This is a genomic window from Protofrankia sp. Cr1 (assembly GCF_963555865.1).
Lineage (GTDB): Bacteria > Actinomycetota > Actinomycetes > Frankiales > Frankiaceae > Protofrankia.
Genome location: NZ_CAUVXO010000033.1, coordinates 1 through 807 on the forward strand (window position 1 = coordinate 1; position 807 = coordinate 807).

Annotated in this window: 1 protein-coding gene; it reads left to right on the forward strand. The window is 69.0% G+C overall.

Annotated features, from left to right (window positions below):
• Positions 1 to 347 precede the first annotated feature (347 nt).
• Positions 348 to 807, forward strand: a 460-nt coding sequence (locus U9980_RS05375; RefSeq protein WP_322766936.1) for a DUF2637 domain-containing protein, incomplete at its 3' end; no start/stop codon positions are given.

Sequence of the window (807 nt, forward strand, 5' to 3'; positions counted from 1 at the left end):
TCGCGCTCGTCCCGGTCCGCACGGATCGCAACAGCTGGGTCGACAGTGAGCACCGGTTCGTCGCCGATGATCTCGTCCACGTAGGCGAACAAGGCGCGCAGCAGGTCCGGCCCGTCGGCGACGCCGCGACCGATGGACCCGGCATGACAGGACATGAGCAGAGCGTATAGGTGTAACGCCGAAGGGCGCCCTGGTGTGGTGTGGATGCGAGGAGGTGGCAGGCTATCGACGTAGTCACGCGGGACGTTGTGTCAACGAGTAAAGCCTCAACAGTGGGAGGGGATCCTGTGTTCCTGCCAGCGGAGGACGGCCGACCGGGAGCGGAGACCGACACAGGGTCAGGCTGGATGGATCGCGCGATCAGCGCGGCCACGGTCGTGGCGGTGGTCACCGTCGCCGCGGTGGCGGCGTTCGTCTCCTACCGGCACATGCGCGGTGTCGCACTGGACCACGGCGAGGACTCCACCGCCGCGGCGGTCATTCCGTTCAGTGTGGACGGCCTCATGCTGGCCGCATCCATGACGATGCTGGCGGACCGCCGTGCCGGCCGGAGCCGGTCCTGGCTGTCCTACCTCCTGTTGACCATGGGGGCCTTCGCGTCCCTCGCCGCCAACGTGCTGCACGCCGAACCCAATCTGACCGCCCGTGTCATCGCGGGCTGGCCGGCGTTGGCGCTGCTCGGCTCCTATGAACTGCTCATGCGCCAGATCCGGGTCGTCGGCAAGCGCCTTGCCGCGAGCCGCGCGCCCTCGGCCGGCCACCTGCGTGACGACTTCACCGCAGGCATCGCGGCCGACCGTGGGGCCG